At 43.4% G+C, this 17,582-nt stretch carries 19 protein-coding genes and 2 tRNA genes; 13 read left to right on the top strand and 8 right to left on the bottom strand.

The window, feature by feature from the left end; translation table 11 throughout:
- Positions 1 to 21: 21 nt before the first annotated feature.
- The 3 genes from rpsT to DW033_RS04175 form a co-directional block, all read right to left on the bottom strand.
- Entirely contained in the window at positions 22 to 276 is a 255-nt protein-coding gene (rpsT, locus tag DW033_RS04185) for a 30S ribosomal protein S20 (RefSeq protein ID WP_005859369.1), read from the bottom strand.
- 41 nt (positions 277 to 317) lie between these two features.
- Positions 318 to 389 (bottom strand) — tRNA-Glu (locus tag DW033_RS04180).
- 116 nt (positions 390 to 505) lie between these two features.
- Positions 506 to 910, bottom strand: a complete 405-nt coding sequence (locus tag DW033_RS04175; protein WP_005867604.1) for a DUF2721 domain-containing protein — start codon at positions 908 to 910, stop codon at positions 506 to 508.
- Positions 911 to 987: 77 nt separating this feature from the next.
- On the opposite strand from DW033_RS04175, the gene recO reads away from it, so the two are divergent.
- The 4 genes from recO to DW033_RS04150 all read left to right on the top strand — a co-directional run bounded on the left by recO (position 988) and on the right by DW033_RS04150 (position 2,774).
- Entirely contained in the window at positions 988 to 1,713 is a 726-nt protein-coding gene (recO, locus tag DW033_RS04170) for a DNA repair protein RecO (protein ID WP_048927162.1), read from the top strand.
- A 187-nt stretch (positions 1,714 to 1,900) separates the two neighbouring features.
- Positions 1,901 to 1,972, top strand: a tRNA-Arg gene (locus DW033_RS04160).
- Positions 1,973 to 2,152: 180 nt separating this feature from the next.
- Entirely contained in the window at positions 2,153 to 2,449 is a 297-nt protein-coding gene (locus tag DW033_RS04155; RefSeq protein WP_005865085.1) for a nucleotidyltransferase family protein, read from the top strand.
- Positions 2,433 to 2,774 (top strand): DUF86 domain-containing protein, encoded by a 342-nt coding sequence (locus DW033_RS04150; protein ID WP_008772765.1) that lies wholly within the window; start codon positions 2,433 to 2,435, stop codon positions 2,772 to 2,774. Before DW033_RS04155 ends, DW033_RS04150 begins: the two co-directional genes overlap by 17 nt.
- A 10-nt stretch (positions 2,775 to 2,784) precedes the next feature.
- Here the strand turns inward: DW033_RS04150 and DW033_RS04145 are convergent, their stop codons facing one another.
- Both DW033_RS04145 and DW033_RS04140 read right to left on the bottom strand, forming a co-directional pair.
- On the bottom strand, positions 2,785 to 3,657 hold the full coding sequence (locus tag DW033_RS04145) for a DMT family transporter (RefSeq protein WP_048927163.1): 873 nt from the start codon (positions 3,655 to 3,657) through the stop codon (positions 2,785 to 2,787).
- Positions 3,658 to 4,059: a hypothetical protein gene (locus tag DW033_RS04140; protein ID WP_008772763.1), complete on the bottom strand. Its 402-nt coding sequence runs from the start codon at positions 4,057 to 4,059 to the stop codon at positions 3,658 to 3,660.
- 97 nt (positions 4,060 to 4,156) lie between these two features.
- Between DW033_RS04140 and DW033_RS04135 the strand changes: the two genes are divergently transcribed.
- Both DW033_RS04135 and DW033_RS04130 read left to right on the top strand, forming a co-directional pair.
- Positions 4,157 to 4,570, top strand: a complete 414-nt coding sequence (locus DW033_RS04135) for an ATP-binding protein (protein WP_005859341.1) — start codon at positions 4,157 to 4,159, stop codon at positions 4,568 to 4,570.
- 11 nt (positions 4,571 to 4,581) lie between these two features.
- Positions 4,582 to 4,893, top strand: a complete 312-nt coding sequence (locus DW033_RS04130) for an STAS domain-containing protein (RefSeq protein ID WP_005859339.1) — start codon at positions 4,582 to 4,584, stop codon at positions 4,891 to 4,893.
- A gap of 57 nt (positions 4,894 to 4,950) precedes the next feature.
- Here the strand turns inward: DW033_RS04130 and DW033_RS04125 are convergent, their stop codons facing one another.
- Entirely contained in the window at positions 4,951 to 5,910 is a 960-nt protein-coding gene (locus DW033_RS04125; RefSeq protein WP_048927164.1) for a hypothetical protein, read from the bottom strand.
- Between the two features lie 155 nt (positions 5,911 to 6,065).
- On the opposite strand from DW033_RS04125, the gene DW033_RS04120 reads away from it, so the two are divergent.
- The 7 genes from DW033_RS04120 to nagB all read left to right on the top strand — a co-directional run bounded on the left by DW033_RS04120 (position 6,066) and on the right by nagB (position 13,318).
- The gene (locus DW033_RS04120; RefSeq protein ID WP_048927165.1) at positions 6,066 to 7,220 is read left to right on the top strand and encodes a Gfo/Idh/MocA family protein; all 1,155 of its coding nucleotides are present in this window, start codon (positions 6,066 to 6,068) and stop codon (positions 7,218 to 7,220) included.
- Positions 7,221 to 7,233: 13 nt separating this feature from the next.
- Positions 7,234 to 8,226: a sugar phosphate isomerase/epimerase gene (locus DW033_RS04115; protein WP_005859333.1), complete on the top strand. Its 993-nt coding sequence runs from the start codon at positions 7,234 to 7,236 to the stop codon at positions 8,224 to 8,226.
- A gap of 32 nt (positions 8,227 to 8,258) precedes the next feature.
- Positions 8,259 to 9,260, top strand: coding sequence for a metallophosphoesterase family protein (locus DW033_RS04110; protein ID WP_083434096.1), 1,002 nt, complete (start codon positions 8,259 to 8,261; stop codon positions 9,258 to 9,260).
- A gap of 103 nt (positions 9,261 to 9,363) precedes the next feature.
- Positions 9,364 to 10,260, top strand: coding sequence for a diaminopimelate dehydrogenase (locus tag DW033_RS04105; protein WP_005867618.1), 897 nt, complete (start codon positions 9,364 to 9,366; stop codon positions 10,258 to 10,260).
- A gap of 95 nt (positions 10,261 to 10,355) precedes the next feature.
- Positions 10,356 to 11,189 (top strand): prolipoprotein diacylglyceryl transferase, encoded by an 834-nt coding sequence (lgt, locus tag DW033_RS04100; protein WP_005859327.1) that lies wholly within the window; start codon positions 10,356 to 10,358, stop codon positions 11,187 to 11,189.
- A 62-nt stretch (positions 11,190 to 11,251) separates the two neighbouring features.
- Positions 11,252 to 12,463, top strand: a complete 1,212-nt coding sequence (locus tag DW033_RS04095; protein ID WP_005867620.1) for an FprA family A-type flavoprotein — start codon at positions 11,252 to 11,254, stop codon at positions 12,461 to 12,463.
- Between the two features lie 42 nt (positions 12,464 to 12,505).
- Complete coding sequence (gene nagB, locus DW033_RS04090; protein ID WP_005859323.1) at positions 12,506 to 13,318, top strand: glucosamine-6-phosphate deaminase; 813 nt, start codon at positions 12,506 to 12,508, stop codon at positions 13,316 to 13,318.
- Between the two features lie 227 nt (positions 13,319 to 13,545).
- Here the strand turns inward: nagB and DW033_RS04085 are convergent, their stop codons facing one another.
- Entirely contained in the window at positions 13,546 to 15,963 is a 2,418-nt protein-coding gene (locus DW033_RS04085; protein WP_122368988.1) for a prolyl oligopeptidase family serine peptidase, read from the bottom strand.
- Between the two features lie 87 nt (positions 15,964 to 16,050).
- Positions 16,051 to 17,571 (bottom strand): RagB/SusD family nutrient uptake outer membrane protein, encoded by a 1,521-nt coding sequence (locus tag DW033_RS04080; RefSeq protein WP_048927167.1) that lies wholly within the window; start codon positions 17,569 to 17,571, stop codon positions 16,051 to 16,053.
- Positions 17,572 to 17,582: the final 11 nt, after the last annotated feature.

Genomic DNA, 17,582 nt, shown 5'->3' with positions numbered 1-17,582 from the left:
GTAAAAGTAATTACCTTCTGCTTATGCTAGCGCATTAACGTGCTTAGCCAACTTAGATTTCAGATTACCGGCCTTGTTCTTGTGGATAACGTTCTTTTTTGCAAGCTTATCCAACATAGAGCATACCTTAGGGAATAAAGCTTGTGCCTCATTCTTGTCTTCAGTAGCGCGCAAAACTTTCATAGCGTTTCTAGCTGTCTTTGCGTAATATCTGTTACGCAAACGTCTTGCGTTTGTCTGTCTGATTCTCTTGATTGATGACTTATGATTTGCCATTTCTAGATCTTCTCTTTATTGTTTTTTAATCCTGTTTATTGTAGCCCATAGGGGAATCGAACCCCTCTTTCAAGAATGAAAATCTTGCGTCCTAGCCGATAGACGAATGGGCCAAAATGTCAAAGCTCTCACTTATAGCGTTCTAAGAAAGTGATTTCCCGATTGCGAGTGCAAAGATAGACGATCTCTCCGAACTGGCAAAACATTTCGAAGGAAAATTTAATACTACTCACTGTTTTAACTTCTCTTTAGAACTTATATCTTCCAGATGAATTTCCAAGGCTTTAACGGAAATATTTATTTCCCAGATACATACACATAACGACGCCGCTAATAGCAATAAGGCTATGCCAAATATCCATGCGGCGAAAATCTGCCACGATACATAAATGAAGAACATAGCGATCACGCAGAGCAGCAAACTGAGTATTCCTAATATTTGCATGGAACGGGTCAGATAGAGCCTTTTCCGCAGGTTCGCTATCTGGGCGATATCCTTGGGGTCATGGGTTTGCTGATGCTTTTCTTTCAAGGCACGCACTACGCTGGCGTATGAAAGGAAGCGATTCGTATAGGCCAACAATATCAATGATATGGCGGAAAATAATAAAGAAGGGGTCGTTAAGTCCAACATAATTCTATACTTTAATTATATGTATAACGTTAATTTGAGTATCTTTGTTCTTAATCATCGTCGCAAAGATACGAATTATGTTGTGTAAAACGAGGGGGATTGTCTTGCATACGATCCCTTACAATGATAAATATTCTATTATATATATGTATACGGAGGCGTTTGGCCGGGCCTCGTATCTGGTTAGTCGTAGCCGTGGGAAGAAAAGCACGGTGTCGAAGGCTTTGTTTATACCTTTGTCCGTTCTGGAAATGGAGGTGGAGCACTTGAATAAGCGGGACTTGCACCGGATTAAGGAGACCCGCATTTGTTTTCCGCTGAATGATGTTTGTTGTGATCCGGTTAAGAATGTATTGGCGCTTTTCCTCTCGGAGGTTCTTTTTAGGGTCGTGAAAGATACGGAGTCGGATCCCCGTTTATTTGATTATTTATACGAGTCCATACATCTATTGGAGTATGCGGATAAGGGTATCGCTAATTTTCATATGGTTTTCTTGTTAGGTCTTCTCCACCATCTCGGTATTTTCCCGAATATGGAATCGCATAGGGTGGGATATTATTTCGATATGTTGAATGGGGTGTTTACGGATCATATCCCGATGCATCGGCATTATTTAAATAAGGTGGAGAGCGCTTTCTTTTCCCGTTTGCTGCGTATCAGTTTTGAGAATATGTCGCTTTATGGTTTTTCCCGGCAAGAGCGGGTCCGTATTATTCATCGTATTCTTGAGTATTACCGTCTACATCTCCCGGATTTTCCGGAAATCAAATCGTTATCGGTGATGCAAAGCTTATTTGATTGATCTATTTGATGTTATATTAGCTCTTGAAAACACGTACGTGTTTCTTGAAAAAGACGTACATGTTTTTCCGGAAACACGTACATGTTTTTTCGGAAATAATGAGAAGCTTCCGGATAGGCGGGAAAAACATCCGATAACGGTTGCCTATTTGAGGAAAAGATTATACTTTTGCAATCTCAAAAGAGTTGGTCTTGTAGTTCAACGGATAGAATAGAAGTTTCCTAAACTTTAGATCCGGGTTCGATTCCCGGCGAGACTACTTTTATTTCCTCTCTTTTTTATCAAACTTGGTCAAAACAAGTAAGTTGATCTCCTTATTGTTAAACGTTTTTTTGTCTCTTGTATAAAGAGAGAGTAAATAAAATAAGCGTTTTCTTACTGCAGGTTGTTTCTTGTGGTGAGAATATTGTTTATATTTGCGCAAGGTAATCACTAAAAGATGAAACAACAGATAATTAATAAGCTAAGAGGCTTTTTCTCTTTGCAACCAATAGAGAAAGCATGGGTGTTTGGTTCCTGTTCACGTGGAGAGGAGACGAAGGATAGCGATATTGATATTCTGGTTCGTTTTGACTCCCACGCTCGTATTACATTATTCAAGTATGCGGGTATGGTGGAAGCTCTAAGCCAATTGTTGCATCGTAAGGTTGATTTGGTGGAGGAAGGACAATTGAAGGATTTTGCCGTTTCTTCTGTAGATCGGGATAAAATATTGGTATATGAGAGAGAAGCCTAAAGACAATACACGTCTACGGCATATGCTGGAGGCGATAAATAATGTCATTGAGTTCACGACAGATGTGACTTTTGAGGAGTATTCCAGGAACAAGATATTGCGTTTTGCGGTCATCAAGAATTTGGAGATTATAGGGGAGGCGGCTTATTTGATTACAAAGGAATTTCGGGAGGAACATCAAGAGATCGCATGGAATGAGGTCATAGGCATGCGCCATGTGTTAGTGCATGGGTATTATCAGATTCGGGATGAGATAGTGTGGGGAACCATTCAAACAGATCTATTTCCGCTTAAGGATAAGATAGAACGGTTGATCTGTAAATAAGCTCAATGTATTATTTTAATAAGATGATCATGACCGATCCCGCTACCATGATAACGGAGCCAATCAATTTCTTCGTTATATTTTCCTCTTTGAATATACGGTATCCTAAGAAGATACTTACGATCGTAGAGAGTTGGAACAAGGCTAACGCATAACCTACCTCCATATGATCGAATACGTAATTGGTGGTGTATTGCATGGTGCCGATACAAAGGACCAAATAAAAGTAGGAGGAAATATCCCGTATTTTGATTCGCTTGAATTCTTTGACAAGATGGACCTTGAAAGCGAATAAAAGAGCGAAAGAGAAAATCGCGCCAAACCAACACCAAACAATGAACGAGATGGTGGTGGATGAATATAAGATGATTTTCTTGATAAAGACCGCCTCGATAGCTGTAAGGACCATAGCCCATATCCGGTATTGAATCTCTTTCCGTTTTAAAAGAGCCAAGGAAAAATGCTCATCCATCGTATCCAAAACATAATAGCTCCCATATACGATCAGTGACATTCCTGCGATACCCCATAGGTTCGGGATCTCCCCTAATAAGAAGATACCGACAATAATACCTACTACGGATTTGTAGGAATTGATGGGGCCCAGTACCGATAGATCCCCGCATTGTAAAGCTTTTACTAAGAATCCATTCCCGGTAGCTCCCACGATTCCGGCTAGAATACAATATTTCCAGAATTCGAAAGGCAACTCAAGCCAGCGAACTTGGATCGCCGGGATGATACAGAATACGCTCAATAGTAGGAATGTCAAGAAGTTGATTAATAAAGGGTGGTTATACCGATTGGTTAATTGCTTTTGGAAAACATTACCAAGCGGATTCGATAATACCCTTAATATGATCGCAACAGAGGTGAGTATCATTTAATAGGCTTTAAACGTCACCCATTCGCCATTGTATTGACATTCAAAAGTTCGGCCGCTTATCCATATGTCCTTCAAGACCGTCTGGCCGTCTTCATAGTCCATATAAAGTATATCGGTATAGTAATTGTCCCAGTCCCAGTAGAATGGAATTTCCTCTCGATCTATGCGTCCGCTTGGGTAATGATAAATTCTTGTATCCCATCCTTTCCCATCCGGATTAAATGTAAGTTGCTGCTCACAATCTAAACCGTCTACGACAAACCAATCAGTCCATACATAATTACATAAATCATAGGTGATTTCCTCATACGGATCATAATACGGATCCTCCTCGCAACTACTGAACCCGCATAAGACGGCGATCAATAAGAATATGTTTATTAAATATCTTTTAGCCATAACTCTATACCTTTAAATACTATTCGGAGGTAAAGATACAAATTTAAGGAAAGGATATTTCTTTTTTTTATATCTTTAGCGCAAAATTTTCAGATATATGCAAAAAACATTACGCATTAAGAACGATATTCATGAGCTTTCCATGATGAATCAGTTCTTGGAGGAAGCTGGAGAAGAATTGGGATTAAGCACCGCTTTCATGATGAGCCTGAATCTGGTGATGGAAGAAGCTGTCTCAAATATAATTTTTTATGCGTATAAGGGAGATGTTGAGGATGCCGTAGACATTTCGTTGGTCAGGGAAGGTGGGGAATTGATCGTGACTTTGATAGATCATGGGATTGCTTTCGATCCGACTTTAAGAAAAGACCCTGATATTACTTTATCTGCCGAAGACCGTCCAATCGGAGGGTTGGGTATTTTCTTGATCAAGAAGATTATGGATGAGGTCTCTTATCAGAGAGTAGATGAGCGGAATGTCTTTATCATGAAGAAAAAAATAACCGAATAAAATATAAAGATATGGAAGTAGTTATTGACCAAAAAGGTGAAGAGACTGTAATTAAGATCAAAGGAAGATTGGATACGAATACGGCTCGCGAATGCGAGGAAAAGGTTTTGCCGGTATGGGAGAATCCGGGAGTAAAAGTATGTGTCGATTGTTCTGATTTGGAATATGTGAGTAGTGCGGGCCTCCGATTGTTTTTAATATTACAAAAAATGACGACTGCCAAGAAAGGGTCTTTACGTTTGATCGGTATGCGGAATGTGGTTCGTGAGACCTTTAGTTTGACGGGATTTAACGCTCTCTTCAAGATAGAAGACGCAAAATAAGTGTGAAGGTTAGGAAAAAGGTAGCCGGTGTGTCAAATTTGGCACACCGGCTTTGTATTAATCTTTTAGATCTTTGTCGATGGGGCTATCCCATTTGCCACCGTTTAATATATCAAGGGTGAAGGTATCGTCTGATTCCTTCGGGGTGTAGAGAATCCCAGTATAACGAATAATGTGATTTTTGAGAGGCAGGATGTCATTAACCTCTCTTTCCCGGGTTACTTCATTTATCTGATTTTTGGCCGAGAGGTGTGCTTTGAGCATGAATTCCGGAGCCGGGATAAACGTGAAGAAGGAATGGGAGAAATTTGTTTTCCCGATATCAGAGTCGTTAAAAGTGTCGGTTTGTGTATAAGGCGTGTTTTGAGAAATGCCATTCCCGGTGGTTAAGTCAATCTTGTTTTGATAATTGGAGACATTTATCGTGAAGCTTTTTAGGTTTTTAGGTACGGCATCGGTGGATATGAACTCTATTTTACCGACGATTCTTTGTAAGGTGATATCCTTAATGATTCTTTCTCCCGTTTGTACTTCTTGGGTGAGAAAAAGATGAAACGTATCTGAGACTTTACTGAATAGTGCGGTTTGTCCGGACACGGAGATATTCTTGTCTGAGTGGGCTAGGAAACAAATATGATAGTCGCCGGAGGGCAGTGAATCATAAATGATCGTGAAATCCGGATCTTGAGGCGTGAATTGCTTATGTTTTACCAGAATGTCCGGTTTTCCGCTTTGGTATACGATATAATCGATCCGGTTGTATAAATTATCCGGATCGATATCTGGTGTAGAAGGATCTTCCTCGGCATCGGGATTTTGGGGAATAGGCTCAGGGATATTCAGCTCGGGAATACTCTTGGTTACGGGGAAGGGTAATACTTCCTTTTGTAAATCGATCGTAAACTGTATGGGTGATAATTCCTCTTGTAGGTCGGGGTTAGGTACTTCCTTTTCCGTTCCATTACAACAACAAAAACAAAGCAGACAGGCGATAGCCACTAATTCATTTTTCTTCATAGTTGATATTTTTGGTAAATGTTTGACGCAAAGGAACGATATATTTTGTGAATTAAAAAATATTAAGCTGTTAAATTGGCGTACGCAGGGTTATTTTTCATAGCTTTGTGAATCAACAATGTAATTACCTTAGTTTAATAAAACGGAATAATACCATGAAACGAAAAATCAGAATGGGAATGGTCGGTGGAGGACAAGGCTCGTTTATCGGGGCCGTTCATCGTATCGCCGCTAATTTAGACGGACAGATCGAGTTGGTCTGTGGATGCTTCAGTTCTCGCCCGGAGAATTCATTGGCTACCGGACAATCTTTATTTTTACCGGATAATCGTATTTACGCATCTTATCAGGAAATGATAGAGAAAGAGGCCGCCCTGCCTGAAGGCGAACGGATGGATTTTGTGTCTATTGTTACCCCGAATCATGTGCATTTCGGTCCGGCCATGATGGCGTTGGAACATGGTTTTCATGTCGTGCTGGATAAACCGATGACATATACCTTGGATGAGGCGAAACAATTACGTGACAAAGTGAAGGAAACCGGAAAATTGTTTATGCTGACTCATACCTATACCGCTTACCCGATGGTGAAGGAGGCTCGGGAAAGGGTACGCAGGGGGGATTTAGGTAAGATACGCCGTATTTATGTGGAATATCCTCAAGGCTGGCTATATAATGACTGCGCTGATGTTAATAAGCAGGCGGCTTGGCGGGTGGATCCCGGTCGGTCGGGCAAGGCCGGTTGCATGGGGGATATCGGGACGCATGCGTTTAATCTGGCGGAATATATAACAGGGCTGAAGGCCGTGGAATTATGCGGTGAATTGAATACCTTCGTGCCGGATCGTCTTTTGGATGACGATGGGGCGGCATTGATCCGTTATGAGGGAGGTGCGAAAGGGGTGCTGACCGCTAGCCAGATCGCCGTAGGTGTAGAGAATGGCTTGAATATTCGTGTGTATGGAGAGAAAGGTGGGTTGGAATGGCGTCAAGAAGAACCGAATACGATGGTTATGCGTTGGCCGGATCGTCCGGTGGAGATCGTCCGTACTTCCAATGGATATATGTCGGGTATCGCCGCTCATAATTCCCGTACACCGGGCGGGCATCCGGAAGGCTATATAGAGGCATTCGCTAATTTGTATCGGAATTTCGCCTTGGCTTTGCAATCGATTCTGGCTGGTGAGGAACCGGCTCTTGAGACCTTGGATTTCCCTTCCGCCGAAGACGGTGTCCGTGGCATGCGGTTTATCGAGACGATTGTAGCTACCGGATCGACAGAGAATAAATGGATAAAAATAATCGACTAAAAATAATACTATTATGGCACGTCCTGTAACATTGTATACCCTCCAGTGGGGAGATTTATCACTGGAAACAGTTTGTCAAAAAGCGAAAGAATTCGGATACGACGGTGTGGAATTGGGACTTCCCGATCATGTGGATGTCCGACGTACGGATACGGCTTATTATCAAGGAATCAAGGATCTGTTAAAGAAATATGACTTACGGCTTTATGCGATCTCTACCCATTTGGTAGGACAGGCTGTTTGCGATAATATCGATGAGCGCCATAAGGCGATCTTGCCGGATTATATTTGGGGAGATGGCGATCCGGAAGGGGTTCACCAACGGGCTACCGAGGAGATGATCCGGACCGCTCATGCGGCAAAGATGCTGGGAGTCGATACGGTTGTAGGTTTTACGGGTAGTTCTATTTGGCATTATTTGTATTCTTTCCCTCCGGTAACGGACGCGATGATACAAAAGGGGTATGATGATTTCGCCCGTCGCTTTACGCCCATCTTGGATGAGTTTCAGAAACTGGGTGTACGTTTTGCGTTGGAGGTACATCCTACAGAGATCGCGTTCGATACTTTTTCCGCACGCAGAGCATTGGAGGCGGTAAATAACCATCCTGCTTTCGGTTTTAACTATGATCCGAGTCATCTAGGATACCAAGGGGTGGACTATGTGGATTTCATCTATCAGTTTCCGGAGCGTATCTTTCATGTGCATATGAAGGACGTATATTGGAGTGATACCCCCAAGCAGGTGGGTATATTTGGCGGTCATGTTACTTTCGGCGATCCCCGCCGATATTGGAATTTCCGTAGCTTAGGACGAGGAAAGATTAATTTTGAGGAGATTATCCGTGCTTTGAATTCAATTGGCTATCAAGGTCCGCTTTCCGTGGAATGGGAAGATAGCGCTATGGATCGGGAACATGGGGCACGGGAATCTTGCGAATTGGTGAAGAGAGTGGATTTCCAACCTTCCGCACATGCGTTCGACGCTTGTTTCGGAAAGGAATAAATAATTATTAATTACAAAAAACACGAGATTTGATGAGTGTGAGAAAGTGGATGTTTGCCGGGGCCTTGTTATTGGCCGCCGGCTTGAGTTCTTTGGGATTTGCCCAGAAACCGGGGTTGAAGTTTAATCCGGATAAGAAGTTTAAGATTGTACAGTTTACGGACTTGCATGTAAAATGGCAAGACCCTCGCTCGGACATCGCTTTTGAGCGTATGAACCAAGTGTTGGATGACGAGAAACCGGACTTGGTGATTTTTACGGGAGATATTATCTATAGCAAACCTGCGTTGGAAAATATGCGGAATGTATTGAAGACAGTCTCCGACCGTAAAATACCGTTCTCCATTGTTTTCGGAAATCATGATAATGAGCAGGGGGCGACAAAAGAGGAGTTGCTGAAAGTAGCCGAAAGCCTACCGTATAGTTTGACGGCGGATGAGGTCCCCGAAATCTCTGGTGTTGGTAATTACGCCTTGACCGTACGTTCGTCCGATGGTAAGAAGGATGCTTGCGTTTTGTATTGCATCGACTCGAATACCTATTCAACTATCAAAGGGGTAAAAGGATACGATTATATTAAGCGTGACCAGATCGATTGGTATTGTAAGAAAAGCGCAGAGTTTACCCGGAATAACGGGGGAGAGCCGGTTCCTTCTTTGGCTTTCTTCCATATCGCATTGCCGGAGTTTAATCAAGCGTCTTCCGATGAGAATGCCCAACTCTATGGCATACGTAGGGAAAAGGCATGCGCTCCGGCCTTGAATTCCGGCTTATTTACGGCGATTAAGGAAAACGGGGACGTGATGGGCGTATTTGTCGGCCATGATCATGACGATGATTATGCGGTTTGCTGGTATGACGTATTATTGGCTTACGGTCGTTTTACGGGTGGTCCGACGGAATACATCCATATACCAAATGGAGCACGTGTGATCGAGTTGAACGAGGGAGCCCGTACCTTCAAGACTTGGATTCGTACGAAAGCCGGTGTAGAGCAGCTTACTACCTATCCGGATTCATTCGTGAAAGAGTGAGGATCTATATCATTCTGAAAATGATATAAAAACTGTATTCCTTATTGTTAAAGCTCTAAATTATATCTAACTTTGCGGTTGGTTGAAAAGTAAAAACTAGAGTATGAAGAAAATTAGAGCCGCCATCGTAGGTTATGGCAACATCGGGAAATATGTGTTAGAGGCCCTTGAAGCTGCCCCGGATTTTGAGGTAGCAGGTATTATTCGTCGTAATCCGAATGATATTCCGGACGAGTTGAAGGCATACACGGTTACTGATAGCATCACCAAGTTAGATAAGGTTGACGTAGCGGTTTTGGCTACTCCTACACGCAGCGTGGAAGAGCATGCGAAAGAGATTCTGGCATTAGGCATCAATACGGTCGATAGTTTCGATATCCACGGAGGTATCGTGGATTTACGTCGTTCTTTGGACGCTGTAGCGAAGGCTCATAATACGGTAGCTGTAATTTCTGCTGGTTGGGATCCGGGAAGCGACTCAGTGGTACGTGCTTTGTTAGAAGCGATGGTGCCGAAAGGTATTACTTATACGAACTTCGGTCCGGGAATGAGTATGGGGCATACGGTTGCCGTGAAGGCTATCGAAGGCGTGAAAGCGGCTTTAAGTATGACGATTCCTTTGGGAACAGGTGTACACCGTCGTATGGTTTATATCGAGGTGGAAGACGGATACGATTTCAAGCAAGTGTCTGCCGCTATCAAGGCGGATGATTATTTCGCTCATGATGAGACTCATGTAATGCAGGTTGAATGTGTCGATAATTTGTTGGACATGGGACATGGTGTGAACTTGGTTCGTAAAGGTGTATCGGGCAAGACTCAGAACCAGTTGATCGAATTCGATATGAAGATCAATAACCCTGCCTTGACCGCTCAAATCTTGGTTTCTGTCGCTCGTGCGAGCTTGAAGCAACAACCGGGCGCATATACGATGATCGAATTGCCGATAATCGATATGCTGTACGGCGAGAGAGAGAACTTAATTAGAAGACTCGTTTAATATAAGTTGATGGTTGACAGCAGGCAATTGACAGTTCGGGAAATCCTGACTTGCGATTGTCGACTGTCAATTGTCAATTGCCAACTGAAATAATTATGCTTGATTTTATTACATGGACTGCCGATCCCGCTATCTTTACCATCGGTTCCCGGGAGATTCGTTGGTATGGATTGGCTTTCGCGATTGGTTTCGCTATTGGCTATATGATTGTAGAGCGGATGTGGAAAAAAGAGGGACTGCCGCCCGCATGGATCGATTCCCTTTTGATTTATACGATGCTCGGTACGGTGATTGGTGCCCGTTTGGGGCATTGTTTGTTTTATGCGCCGGAATATTATTTAGCCAACCCGATTGAGATTTTCAAGATTTGGGAGGGAGGTTTGGCTAGCCATGGTGGTACGTTAGGTATAATTATCGCCATTTATTTCTACTCGAAGCGAGTAAGCCATAAAAGTATGTTATGGGCTTTCGATAAGTTGGTGGTTCCGACAGGATTGGTAGCTGCTATGATTCGTCTGGGAAACCTGATGAATCATGAGATTTACGGTCATTCCACTGATTTGCCTTGGGGATTTCGTTTTATCGATAATTTACACGCATGGAGAATGGGGGCGGAGCCTATTTTTACCGCTCCGAGCCATCCGACGCAATTGTATGAGGCCGCTTGTTATCTGGTGACGTTCGCTATCTGTATGTGGCTATATTTCAAGAAAGAGGCTTGGAAAAAGCAAGGACTTATCTTCGGCGTATTTATGATATGCGTATTCGGGTCTCGTTTCTTCATAGAATTCGTGAAAAATGACCAAGAGCCTTTCGAGGCTGGAATGATGTTGAATATGGGGCAATGGCTAAGTATCCCGTTTGTTTTGGCAGGGTGCTGGTTTGTCTGGAGAGCACTAAGAAATGGAAAATTAAAGATTGAAAATTGAAGATTAGAGAGCACACGCTTCGTGATTATCAATTATCAATTATCAATTATCAATTAAAAAAGATGTACAAGTTAAAAGAAATTGCGGATAAAGTTTATTATGTAGGAGTTAATGACCGTCAAAAGGCCCTCTTCGAGAATATGTGGCCGTTGCCATACGGCGTTTCCTATAACTCGTACTTGATCGTAGACGAGAAAACCGTATTGATCGATACGGTCGATGTTTGTTACTCTGATATTTTCTTGAAAAAAGTAGCGGATGCCTTGGACGGACGTTCTTTGGATTATCTCGTGGTAAATCATATGGAGCCGGATCATGCGGGTAGTATCCGTTTGTTACGTCAGCAATATCCGGACGTACAGATTGTCGGAAACAATAAGACTTTCGGAATGCTGGAAGGATATCATGGCATCAAGGAAGGCTTGTTTGAGGTGAAAGAGGGTGATACCTTGAATACGGGTCGTCATGAGCTTGTATTTTATATGGCTCCGATGGTGCATTGGCCGGAAGTGATGGTTACTTATGACGTTACGGATAAAATCGTATTCTCTGCGGATGCGTTCGGTACGTATGGCACATTGGATGGTGGTGTGATCGATACGGAGATGAATGTGGAGCATTATTGGGAAGAGATGATTCGCTATTACTCCAACATTGTCGGAAAATATGGAAGTCCAGTACAAAGGGCATTACAGAAGCTTTCGGGCTTGGATATCCAGACGATTTGCTCTACCCATGGACCTGTTTGGCGTGAATATGCGTCGAAAGCGATCGATATCTATGACCGTATGAGCCGCTACGAAGGTGAGGAAGGCGTGGTTATTATTTATGGCAGCATGTATGGTAACACGGAGCAGATGGCTGAGGCGATCGCCGCTTCTTTGGCTGATAATGGCATTAAGAATATCGTGATGCATAATGTTAGCAAAAGCCCTTCTTCTTATATTTTGAAAGATGTGTTCAAATATAAAGGAGTGATCGTAGGTAGCCCGACTTATAGCAATCAATTGTTCCCGGAGGTGGAAGCTGTGTTGAGTAAGATCGAGTTGCGTGAAGTGAAAAATCGTATTTTCGGTTATTTCGGGTCTTTCACATGGGCTGGAGCCGCCGTGAAACGTTTGGCGGCTTTTGGCGAGAAGATGAAGTGGGAGACTGTCGGTACGCCGGTTGAGCAGAAGCAAGGTTTAAGCGCTACTAAATACGAGGAGTGTTTAGCTTTGGGCAAGGAAATGGCTGGGAAATTGAAAACAATTAACGACAAATCTAATTTATAAACAAGAAAGTTGATACAACTTTCAATTAAAAAACATAACGTTATGAGACTAATTATCGAACCTAATTACGAGCAACTCTCAAAATGGGCTGCCAATTATGTAGCAGCGAAGATCAAAGCCGCGAATCCAACCGCTGAAAAACCATTCGTACTGGGCTTGCCTACCGGATCTTCTCCGCTGGGTATGTACAAGAACCTGATTGAATTGAACAAGCAGGGTGTCGTATCGTTCCAGAACGTGATCACTTTCAATATGGATGAGTATGTCGGCCTTCCGAAAGATCATCCGGAAAGCTATCATTCTTTCATGTGGAATAATTTCTTCAGTCATATCGATATCAAACCGGAGAACGTAAATATCTTGAATGGTAACGCCGAGGATTTGGAGGCTGAGTGTGCGTCTTATGAGGCTCGCATGAAAGCGGTCGGTGGCGTAGACCTGTTCTTGGGTGGTATCGGTCCTGATGGCCATATCGCGTTCAATGAGCCGGGTTCATCTTTGAGTTCTCGTACTCGTATCAAGACGTTAACTACAGATACGATTATCGCTAACTCCCGTTTCTTTGATAATGACGTGAATAAAGTTCCGAAGACTTCTGTAACGGTTGGTGTAGGTACGGTTCTTGACGCTAAGGAGGTATTGATCATGGTAAATGGTCATAACAAGGCTCGTGCGTTGCAACAAGCCGTTGAGGGCGCCGTGAACCAAATGTGGACAATTACCGCCTTGCAGTTGCATCCGAAGGGAATCATTGTTTGCGATGAGGCGGCTTGCGCGGATCTTAAGGTAGGTACTTATAACTATTTCAAGGATATCGAGAAGGATCATCTTTGTCCTTGTTCATTGCTAAAATAAACGAATCTCAGATAGGGCTTTCTTTGAATGCCCATCGTAAGGAGTTAAGAATGCCCATTGTAAGGAGTTTACGATGGGCATTCTTAACTCCTTACGATGGGCATCGTTGTTTTAGGGCAATTGGTGGCTGCCGGCTGGCTTCCTCATAGAAGATATACTTCACTGGTTAGAGGAAATATACTTTTCCTGTCAGAGGATATATACTTCATTGACAAAGTCAGTACTACTTACTTTTTTGCGTTCTTGACGTAACGATCCAGCCATAGGTCACATTCATACAATAGATGTAATATGTTCTCTTTGGCGGCGTAGCCATGACTCTCATAGGGCAATACCACATAACGTGCGATCGCCCCGTGGCCTTTTAGGGCACTGAACAGGCGCTCGGATTGGATCGGAAAGGTTCCGGAGTTGTTATCCATCTCACCATGTATGATTAATAAAGCTCCATGTAGTTTATCGGCAGACATGAATGGCGACATGGCATTATATATTTCCGGTACTTCCCAATAAGTACGGGTCTCTGTTTGGAAGCCGAACGGGGTAAGCGTACGGTTGTAAGCCCCGCTACGTGCGATGCCGGCTTTGAACAGTTTGGTATGTGTTAATAGATTCGCTGTCATGAAAGCTCCATAGGAATGTCCTCCTACGGCTACACGATTCGGATCACCTACACCCATCTCGGAAATGACTTTTACGGCCGCCTCGGCGTTCATTGTCAATTGCTCAATGAAATCATCGTTTGGCTCCGCTCCCTCGCTCGTGCTTACGATCGGCATCTCGACATTCTCCATTACGCAGTATCCTCTCAATACCCAATAGACTGGTGATCCGTAATTGATGTTCGTGAACATGTATTGGGAACCACGTACCTGGGATGCCTCGGCCTTGCTCTTGTATTCTCTTGGGTAAGCCCACATCAAGACGGGTAGCGGGCCTTCTTTTGCCTTATCATATCCGGCAGGGAGATATACCGTTGCGGTTAAGTCCAATCCATCGGCACGTTTATATTTAATCTTTTGTTTACTAACGTTTGCCATGGCCGGATATGGATTGGCGAAATGAGTCAATTGAGCGAATTTTTTCTTTCTCAAGTCACGAGAGCAGAGATTCGCCGGTTCTGTAATGGATTGACGTGAAGTGATCAATTGCAGCTTTTCCGGATTCGCTACCTTTAGGATGGTCTCATAATATCCGTCCTCGCAGCGCCAAAGTTCCGTGTTCTTTTTTGTTTTCAAATTGTAACGGCTAAGGTAAGGCATATCCCCTTTAGGAGAGGCACCTTGGGCAAGCATCAATAACTCATTGTGGGCTTTATTGGTATAAACGATATATTTGCCATACGCATTTTTAACCGTAAGTGGATTTCCCGGATTGTTGTAATTATCGTCGGTGGATACATCGAATAATAGAACCGGAGACTCAGAAGAGCAAGGCTTAAAAGTAAATGTCCTGTTTTTTCGAGTCTCCCGGGAAGTCTCGATCAATAAAGCGAAAGCATCGTCATTCCACAGGATGTTGCGGAAACGTTTCTCTGTCTTTGCGACTTCCTGTTTCTCGCTGTTGAACGGATAGCTTATTTGGTAGATAATATCCATGAAATCGGTCTTGTTTTGCTTAGGATCTCCTTTATCTTGCGCTTCCGCCCAGTAAACGGTAGCCGGTTGATCCGATCTCCATCCGAATTGACGGGGATAAGGCGAGGTCGTGTCATATCCCATCGGAATATTGACGGTTGGATTATCCGCTAACGTATAAATGGAATTGCCTTGTAAGTCTATGACCTCGAACTTTTGTGGGAAGTTATATACCGGTACTTGATAGGAATACGGACGATGAACTGTCGCGATAAGTAACAAAGATTTATCCGGGGATAATGAAAGCGTACTGCCGTAGATTGCCGGTTTTCCGATCTCGTACACAATGCCCTCTTTTATACGTACCAATTGGGAGGTGAAATAATAGTCGAATAATTGCTCGTCGTATGGATTTTTCAGCAAGTCTTGATAGGTACGAGCGGGCATCACCTTTCCAGTACTTTCTTGAATGATGGGACCGGATGGAACTGTGGGTTTCTTTGGTGCCTTACCCCTGTTTCCCGGAACCATAAGCGTAATAAACTCATTGTCGCTAATCCATAAGATCTCCGCTCCACTTGTCGCGTTGATTTTACGGGTACTTACTTTCTGCGCTATGGGCTGTTCCGGGGTACAGATATAAAGGTATACGCCATCCGCTTCTTCCACGAATAGAGCTACCTTATTGGATGAAGGAGAGAATGAGGCTTCTGTGATTACTGCGTTGTCAGGAATTCCTTCTATCTTGATTTCTTCTTGAGTAGCGATGTTCATTAAACTGGCACCCGTATATTCGGCTTGCCGGCTCGTATTGAATGTTTCGGGACTGATACGCATTCCCGCTAATTTAAGCTCCGGTTGCGCAAGCTTGGCGATAGACCGGTACGGGGAACGCTCTAACTGGAGTGCCCACTGATTGTTATCACTAATTCGGATGATAGGAGAAAGCTTGGCCAAGGCCACTTCCTCGATAACTGCAGGAGGACGTTGATAATGTGTTTCTTGCGCTATTCCAGGACATATAAGCGCTAAAGAGAGCAGAGCTGAAAATAAATGATTTGTTTTCATAAATAGTGATATAAGAAATCCCCAAAGATAACCTGTTAAAGTATACTTTGGGGATTGTGATTAATGTAAGTTAACGTAAAAAGAGTGTTAATAGTTCTTTTCGATCAAGTCGTTGAAATCTGTTTCCTTTTTTGGAATCTCGAAGATCCAGCCATCAGCATTCGGATCCTTGTGCAAGAAGCCACAGAAAGTAGCGTCAAAATTAGAACCGGTTCTATCCAATGGCAAACCTAGACGTTTCAAGTCGAACCAACGGAAACCTTCGCCCCAAAGTTCGATACGGCGATGTGTCATGATCTCATCCGCTAGTTTTGCGCCTGTGTTACCCAAATCCTTGTACTCTGGATCACGTTCTTTCAACAAGGCTTGCAAATATTCCTTTGCTTTTGCGTCTTGATTGGAACGAGCGAAAGCCTCGGCTGCTGTCAAGTACATTTCGCTGATACGCATGAAGGCAAAATCACCTACAGCATCAGCTGTAGAGCGTGCCGTGAACTTGCGGTTCTGATAAACACGCTGGTTGTAAGAAGTTGCGGGTACTTCTGCCTTTCCTGTCGGATCCCACCATTGACGGCGAAGATCGGTTGGCGACATTAAGTCGTAAGTACTTTGGCTGATACATTTGATACCTGTGCGGATAGAGCTGGAGTTGAAGTTCCAAGACATATACGCATAGAAAGAGTAGAAATAAACTGTTTGGTCATTCTGCGTCATAGCGGCATACATAGCCTCTTTCGTAGCGGAAGTGATATTAGCGAAACCATTCATCAATTCAGACTGAGACATGATCTTACAGCCATCTTTCTCTGCTTCATTGATAGAATTCACTGCGGCCGTAGCTGCGTCTGCGTATTTCTGTTGAGTCAGAAGAGCACGTGCTTTCAATCCGTAAACCGATGCTAGGCTATAATGATTCTTATCATTTGGCTCATAGTCTGCCAATAAGTTCAACGCTTCGTCTAAGTCCCCGTGAATCTTCGTGTACACCTCTTCTACCGTATTACGTGCCATAGGCTCGATTTCCGGACTCGTACGATAAGGAACTCCCGGTTGAGAGTTGTCCTGTCCGTTACGATATGGTTTCGCATAATATTGTACTAGATTGAAATGACTCCATGCACGAATTGCCAAACACTCGCCCTTGATATGGTTCGCAAGCGCTTTTTCGCTATCTGTGAGTTTTGACTCATCGCTAAAGTTATCATTCAACGCTTTCAAGATGTTGTTTGCATTCAAAATGAACTTATAATAAGTTTCCCACTCACCGGAGTTGTACGAACTTGTTGCGTTCGTTGGATAACTCCAGTTTAAGAAACCTTGATGCCAAGTCTGCGTGTCCCATGTCAAATCATCAGCCAACGCTTCTCGACCGATGATGAAACCGGGCTCACCTCCCAAACCTTGGTTGCCTAAGTCTTGAGATACCATCTTACGATGAATACCGTTCAGTGCAAGATAAAGATTGTCGAGCGAAGTGGATACTGTCGTGAATGAAACGTTCTCGGTTGGGATTGTATCCATATAATCGCTGGAACAGCTTGTGCCGACCAGAGAGCCACTTAGAAGCAGTCCTGCTGCGATGTGTTTGAATAATTGTATATTTTTCATATCTTTTCCTT

Source organism: Parabacteroides sp. AF39-10AC (genome assembly GCF_003635405.1).
Lineage (GTDB): Bacteria > Bacteroidota > Bacteroidia > Bacteroidales > Tannerellaceae > Parabacteroides > Parabacteroides distasonis.
This window is presented reverse-complemented; position numbering and strand designations above follow the sequence as displayed.